The sequence below is a fragment of the Streptomyces sp. GC420 genome, assembly GCF_009916105.1.
Lineage (GTDB): Bacteria > Actinomycetota > Actinomycetes > Streptomycetales > Streptomycetaceae > Streptomyces.
The window spans coordinates 1-6,699 of the sequence record NZ_JAAAXQ010000398.1 but is presented as its reverse complement, the minus strand read 5'-3'; the positions used below and the strand labels follow the sequence as shown (position 1 = coordinate 6,699).

The 6,699-nt window shown below is 72.3% G+C and carries 4 protein-coding genes and 1 pseudogene; 4 read left to right on the top strand and 1 reads right to left on the bottom strand.

Features of this window, described 5'->3' with window-relative positions; genetic code table 11:
- The 3 genes and pseudogenes from GUY61_RS32230 to GUY61_RS32220 form a co-directional block, all read left to right on the top strand.
- Positions 1–259: pseudogene (locus GUY61_RS32230) on the top strand (short-chain dehydrogenase); the annotation flags it as partial.
- Positions 256–1,365 carry an S-adenosylmethionine:tRNA ribosyltransferase-isomerase gene (locus GUY61_RS32225; RefSeq protein ID WP_166633869.1) on the top strand — a complete coding sequence of 370 codons (1,110 nt, stop codon included), beginning with the start codon at positions 256–258 and terminating at the stop codon, positions 1,363–1,365. The pseudogene GUY61_RS32230 and the gene GUY61_RS32225, both read left to right, overlap by 4 nt.
- Before the next feature lie 322 nt (positions 1,366–1,687).
- On the top strand, positions 1,688–2,470 hold the full coding sequence (locus tag GUY61_RS32220; protein WP_166633868.1) for a transglycosylase SLT domain-containing protein: 783 nt from the start codon (positions 1,688–1,690) through the stop codon (positions 2,468–2,470).
- Between the two features lie 88 nt (positions 2,471–2,558).
- Here GUY61_RS32220 and GUY61_RS32215 read toward each other — a convergent pair whose 3' ends face one another.
- Positions 2,559–5,153, bottom strand: coding sequence for an FHA domain-containing protein (locus GUY61_RS32215; RefSeq protein ID WP_166633870.1), 2,595 nt, complete (start codon positions 5,151–5,153; stop codon positions 2,559–2,561).
- A gap of 234 nt (positions 5,154–5,387) precedes the next feature.
- On the opposite strand from GUY61_RS32215, the gene GUY61_RS32210 reads away from it, so the two are divergent.
- Positions 5,388–6,699, top strand: a 1,312-nt coding sequence (locus tag GUY61_RS32210) for a streptophobe family protein (protein WP_166633867.1), incomplete at its 3' end; no start/stop codon positions are given.

Here is a 6,699-nt window from a genome sequence, read left to right as displayed (position 1 = left end):
CTCGAAGGCGGCCCTGGACCAGCTGGCCGCCGTGCTGGGGGTGGAGGAGCCGGGCCTGCGGGTGTGGGCCGTGGATCCGGGCGACATGCGGACCGACCTGTACGCGGCGGCGGTGCCGGACGACCCGGAGGCGGACGCGCGGCCGCTGCCGGAGGCGGTGGTGCCGGGGTTCCTGCGGCTGCTGGACCGGCGGCCCGCCAGCGGCCGGTACGCGGCTCCGGCGCTGCTGGACGCCCCCGAGCCGGGTGCGGGGCGGTGAGCGGGGGCGCGCTGGAGTCGCTCAGCGTCCCGCCGGAGCTGCTGGCGAGGGTTCCGGCGGAGCTGCGCGGCTCGGGCCGTGACGACGTGCGGCTGATGGTGTCGCACGGGTGCGGGGGCACAGGGGTCGCGCACCACGCGTTCCGGGAGCTGCCGGCTCTGCTGCGGGCCGGGGACGTGCTGGTGGTGAACACTTCGCGGACGCTGCCGGCGGCGGTGAACGGGCGGCTGGGCGGTGCCCGGGTGGTGGTGCACTTCTCCACCCGGGGTGAGGACGGCCGCTGGGCGGTGGAGCTGCGGGTGCCGGACGGCGGGGGCAGCACGCTGCCGTGCCCCGGAGGACCTGCCGGTGCGGTGGTGCGGCTGCCGGGGGACGTGCGGCTGGTGTTCGAGGGTCCGCTGGCCCCGGGTGCGGACCGCTTGTGGTGGGCGCGGCCGGCCGCGGGCGAGGGGTTCGATGTGCCGGGCGGCTGCCAGGGGGTGGACGTCGGCGGGCTGCTGCGCCGGTACGGGCGGCCGATCCGGTACGGGTACACCGAGCGGGACCAGCCGCTGTCGGCCTACCAGACGGTGTTCGCCGTGGAGTCCCCCGACGGTGCCGGGTCGGCGGAGATGCCGAGTGCGGGACGGCCTTTCACGGCCGAACTGGTGGCGGAGCTGGTGCGGCGGGGCGTGCAGTTCGCGCCGGTGACGCTGCACACGGGGGTGGCGTCGGCGGAGGCGCACGAGCCGCCGTACCCGGAGCGGTTCGCGGTGCCGGCGTCGACGGCGTGGCTCGTGAACGCGGCCCGGGCCGGCGGCGGGCGGGTGCTGGCGGTGGGGACGACGGCGGTGCGGGCGCTGGAGTCGGCGGCCGACGGCGCGGGCGTGGTGGGCAAGGCGGCCGGCTGGACGGATCTGGTCGTGACGCCCGCGCGCGGGGTGCGGGTGGTGGACGGGCTGCTGACCGGCCTGCACGAGCCCGAGGCCTCGCACCTGCTGATGCTGGAGGCCGTCACGGGGCGGGCGGCCCTGGGGGCCGCGTACGCCGAGGCATTGGAGCGCCGGTATCTCTGGCATGAGTTCGGCGATGTCCACCTCATCCTCCCCGCACACCGCACACGTTGAGTGCAGCTGCAAATACGTCGGGTGAGCTTCCGGGGCTCCCCCGACGTGACGCGTCCCATAGGGCGTATATCACCTACGAACCCGCCTAGTTGCTTGAAATCGGACAAAAGGGTTGAGAGAGTCCAACCGACCAGCCCCGTGACCGGGCGAAGGAGGAATTGGAGGGCTTCGGGCGCCCCGGTTCGCCACTATCGGGCTTCGTATGTCACCCCTTTGCACCAGCTTTTGCTGCCGCTAAGAATGGCCCCCGTTGCGGACGCCGCGGTTTCGGACCGCGGCGTTTCGCTGCACGTCCCCGCCATTCGGAAGAGGTCCATTCGCCATGCCTGCACCGCGCATTCCTGGTCATAGTCGTCTCAAGAACCTCAAGATGACCCAGAAGGTCTCGATGGCCGGTGTCGCCACGATGGGTGCCGCGGCCATAGCCCTCTCGACGCTTCCGGGCGGATCCGGGACGGAGATCTCCCAGGCGGGGTCCGCGGAGGCGGTCGCGTGGTCCGAGGCCACGGCCCGGGCCGTGACGGTTCCGGCGACCATAGGCGAGCAGCAGAGCGCCGCCGTCGAGCGGGCCATGGCCGAGGTCGTGAAGGCCGAGGCCGAGGAGGCCGAGCAGGCCGCGGACGCGACAAGGGCCGCCGAGGAGAAGAAGGCCGCCGCCGCGGCGAAGAAGCTGGCGGAGGCCAGGAAGGCCGCCGCCGTCGAGGCGGCCGCCGAGCGGACCGCGGGGCAGACCGCCAGCCGCTCCGCCGTGCGCACCGTCGCCACCGCCACGCCGGTGAGCTACCCGAACAACCTGGACGGCTGGATCCGCGAGGCCCTGGCCGTCATGCAGCAGCACGGCATTCCCGGGAGCTACAACGGCATCTACCGCAATGTGATGCGGGAGTCGTCCGGCAACCCGAACGCCATCAACAACTGGGACGTCAACGCGGCCAACGGCACCCCGTCGATCGGTCTGCTGCAGATAATCAAGCCGACGTTCGACGCCTACCACGTCCCGGGCACGGCCTGGAGCCAGTACGACCCGGTCGCCAACATCGCGGCGGCGTGCAACTACGCCTTCCACCGCTACGGCGGCATCGACAACGTCTACAGCGCCTACTGACGCCGTCCGGCGGGGACACCGCGTACGCCGATGGGCGGCACCCCGGTGCGGGGTGCCGCCCATCGGCGTGCGTACGAGCGGGCCGGCGCTACTTTCGCATGACCTCCGGCTCGTGACGGCGCAGCAGACGCGCCACCGCGAAGCCGCAGGCGATGCCGAGGGCCAGCAGGACCGTCAGGTTGAGGCTCCACTGGGCGACCGTGGTGTCCCACAGCGGGTCCAGGTCCGTGGGGTTCTGGGGGTCCCACGGCGGCATCAGGTGCGCGAGGTCGAGGGTCGACCCGGCGCCGGCGATGGCCCAGCGCGACGGCATCAGCCAGGCGAACTGCTCCAGGCCGGGCGAACCGTAGACCTGGAAGAGGATGCCGGTGAAGACGACCTGGACGATCGCGAACATGACCAGCAGCGGCATCGTCTTCTCGGCGGTCTTCACCAGCGAGGAGATCACCAGGCCGAACATCATCGAGGTGAAGCCCAGGGCGCTGACCACGACGCACAGCTCGACGGCCGGCGGCATGAGCAGGCCGTCTTCGGGCAGCTCGCGCGGGGCGAAGCCGATGGCGCAGATGATGACGCCCTGGAACACCGTGATGATGCCGAGGACGATCACCTTGGACATCAGGTACGCCGAGCGGGACAGGCCGGTGGCCCGTTCGCGCTCGTAGATCACCCGTTCCTTGATCAGCTCACGGACGGAGTTGGCCGCGCCGGAGAAACACATGCCGACCGCGAGGATCAGCATGATCGTGCCGGCGTCGCCGTTGAACCGGGACGGCGGCGTGGGCGGCGCCAGGCCGAAGTCGGCCGGGATGACGGTGGAGACCACGCCGAGGACGGCCGGCAGGATCACCATCAGCGCCATGAAGCCCTTGTCGGAGGCGATCACCGACACGTAGCGGCGGATCAGGGTCAGCAGCTGGGAGCCCCACGCCTGCGGCTTGGGCGGCCGTATGGCCTGGACCGGGGGCATCTGTACGGACTGGGCCGCGACGGCGTCGATGTCCGCGGCGTACATCTGGTAGTGCCGGCTGCCCTTCCAGCGGCCCGCCCAGTCGTAGTCGCGGTAGTTCTCGAAGGCGGAGAAGACGTCGGCCCACGTTTCGTAGCCGAAGAAGTTCAGCGCCTCCTCGGGCGGACCGAAGTACGCCACCGAGCCGCCGGGCGCCATGACCAGCAGCTTGTCGCAGAGCGCCAGCTCGGCCACGGAGTGGGTGACGACGAGGACCGTACGGCCGTCGTCGGCCAGGCCGCGCAGCAACTGCATGACGTCGCGGTCCATGCCCGGGTCGAGGCCGGAGGTCGGCTCGTCCAGGAAGATCAGCGACGGCTTGGTCAGCAGCTCGAGGGCCACCGAGACGCGCTTGCGCTGGCCGCCCGAGAGCGAGGTGATCTTCTTGTCCTTGTGGATGTCGAGCTTGAGCTCGCGCAGGACCTCGTCGACGCGGGCGGCGCGCTCGGACTCCGCGGTGTCGCCGGGGAAGCGGAGCTTGGCCGCGTACTTGAGGGCGGTACGGACCTTCAGTTCCTTGTGCAGGATGTCGTCCTGCGGGACGAGACCGATCCGCTGGCGCAGTTCGGCGAACTGCTTGTACAGGTTCCGGTTGTCGTAGAGGACGTCGCCCTGGTCGGCGGGGCGGTATCCGGTGAGCGCCTTGAGCAGCGTGGACTTGCCGGATCCCGAGGGGCCGATGACCGCGACGAGCGACTTCTCCGGGACACCGAAGGAGACGTCCTTGAGGATCTGCTTGCCGCCGTCGACGGTGACCGTCAGGTGACGGGCCGAGAAGGACACCTCACCGGTGTCGACGAACTCCTCGAGGCGGTCGCCGACCAGCCGGAAGGTGGAGTGGCCGACGCCGACGATGTCGTTGGGGCCGATGAGAGCGGTGCTGCCCTTGGCTATCGGCATACCGTTGACGTACGTGCCGTTGTGGCTGCCGAGGTCGCGTATCTCGAAGCGCCCGTCGGGCGTCGCGGTGAACTCGGCGTGGTGACGCGAGACCTGGAGGTCGGAGACGACCAGCTCGTTCTCCAGCGCACGGCCGATCCGCATGACCCGGCCGAGCGACAGCTGGTGGAACATGGTCGGACTGCGGTCACCGTAGACCGGCGGAGCCCCCGCGCCACCACCGGGTACCTGCTGCGCGAACTGCTGGGCGGGGCCCGGCTGCGGCGGCACCTGACCACCGGGGCCGCTCCCCTGGGCCGGCTGCTGCCAGCCCTGCTGCGGGACCTGCCCGGCCGCCGGCGGCTGGGCCGCCCAGCCGGGCGCCCCGTGCTGCGGCGGCGCGGCGGGCAACTGCCCCTGGGCGGGCGCCCCGGCGCCCTGCGCGCTGTACGCCGCGGCCCCGGGGCCCGCCCCCGCACCGGCACCGGCACCGGCACCCGCGCCCGCGCCCGACAGGGTCAGCTGCGGTCCGTCGGTCGCGTTGCCCAGGTGCACGGCGGAACCGGGGCCGATCTCCATCTGCTGGATACGCTGCCCCTGCACATACGTGCCATTGGTGCTGCCGTGGTCTTCGATGACCCAGCTGCGGCCGTTCCAGCTGACAGTCGCGTGGCGCCAGGAGACCCTGGCGTCCTCCAGCGGTATGTCACCCTGCGGATCGCGTCCGAGGGTGTACGACCTGGACGGATCGAGCGTCCACGTCCGTCCGTTCAATTCCAGTACGAGTTCCGGCACTCCATGCCCCACTTGTTGTCCCCCGAGTGACCCCCGTCACAGGGGGTCTTTGGGATGCTGAACTTCGGGAGGAACTATTTCAGGCTCGGTCCCCGTACCGGTAGTCGGGCCGTGTGAAGACTGGGCGCGGGCCCCGTTGACGGAGCAGAAACACCCCCGGAGAGTAGTAAGCGCGCATCATTGCGCAGGGATCACGCCTGAGTATGACAACTCGGCGCAGATCGGGGGGCCTTGATGAACGCGTTGTCCGGCGTACGAGGCGGGGCGGCCGGGAGCGCCGGCGTGCGCTGGGGCGAGGTGCTGCTCGCCTCCCTCGCCGCGGTGAGCTGGTGTTTCCTCGCCATGGCGGGAACGGCGGCACTCGGCCTGCACCTGCTCGGGGCGGACGCGGCGGGCTCGTTGGGGTCCATGACCGCGGCCGTGGTGGCGCTCGCGGTGGGCGGCTCGGTCAGCCCCTCGGGCGACGTCTCCGCGTTCGGGCTGGAGGGCGCCGAGGCCGAAACCGCCATCGACATCACGCCACTGGGTGTGAGTCTCGTGGGCGCCCTGGTGCTCGCCCTCTTCTTCCTGCGCTCGCTGCGGCGCGCGGGAGCGGTGATCGGCAAGGCGGAACTGGCGGCCAGGACGGGCACGGTGGCGGCACTGTTCCTGGCGGTGCTGGGCGGACTCGCCTGGGCCGGGCAGGACACCATCACCTTCGACGGCTCCTCGCTCGGCCTGGACGTACCGGGCGGGGCGGGGCTCGGCGAGGACATCGCGGACCAACTGCCGGACGGACTCAGGGACATCGGGGGGCTGCTGCCGGACCGGCTGGTGGACCTGGCCGACGCCCGGGCGTCGGTGGGCTTCACGGTCGACTCGGCCGACTCGCTGCTCGGCGGGGCCTGCTGGGTGCTGGGGGTGCTGCTCGTCGCGCTGCTCGCCTCGCGCCGCACTCCGCTGCCCGCCGGGTGGGGCCGGGTGCACAGTGCGGTGCGGCCCGCGGCGTCGGCGCTGGCGGCCGTACTGCTGGTCGCGGTGCTGGCGGGGCTCGCGGCCGCGGCGTACGCGGCGGCCGGGGACGAGAACCCCGGCAGGATCGCGGGGGCGGCACTGCTGGGCGCCCCGAACGGGGTGTGGCTCGGGATCTCGCTCGGGCTGCTGGTCCCGTGGGAGGGCCGTGCCACCGGCGAGCTGGCACGGGCCCTGCCGGATCCCCTGGACGAGTTCCTCCGCCTCTCGGCCGGCGAGGACGTCACGCTGGGCTCTCTGGCCGGGCTCGACGGCAGGGTATGGCTGCTCGGCGTCGCCGCGGCGGTCATGATGCTGTCCGCGGGCGTGCTGGCCGCCGCCCGCACGCCGGTGCGGCGGCCGGGCGCGCTCGCCCACGCGGGGCGGTGCGCGTCGGCGCTGGGAGCGGCGACGGCGGTGGCGCTGCCGCTGCTGGTGTGGCTGACGGGCCTCTCGGCGGACGCCTCGCTGTCGGTGCTCGGCTTCGACGCCTTCGACACCGGGATCGAGCTGCACGGCAGCGGGCCGTCGGCGCTGGTGCTGGGGGCGCTGTGGG

Bases quoted from the DNA above. Each gene is read 5' to 3' on its own strand.
- GUY61_RS32220 (WP_166633868.1), top strand. From the start codon at position 1,688: ATGCCTGCACCGCGCATTCCTGGTCATAGTCGTCTCAAGAACCTCAAG.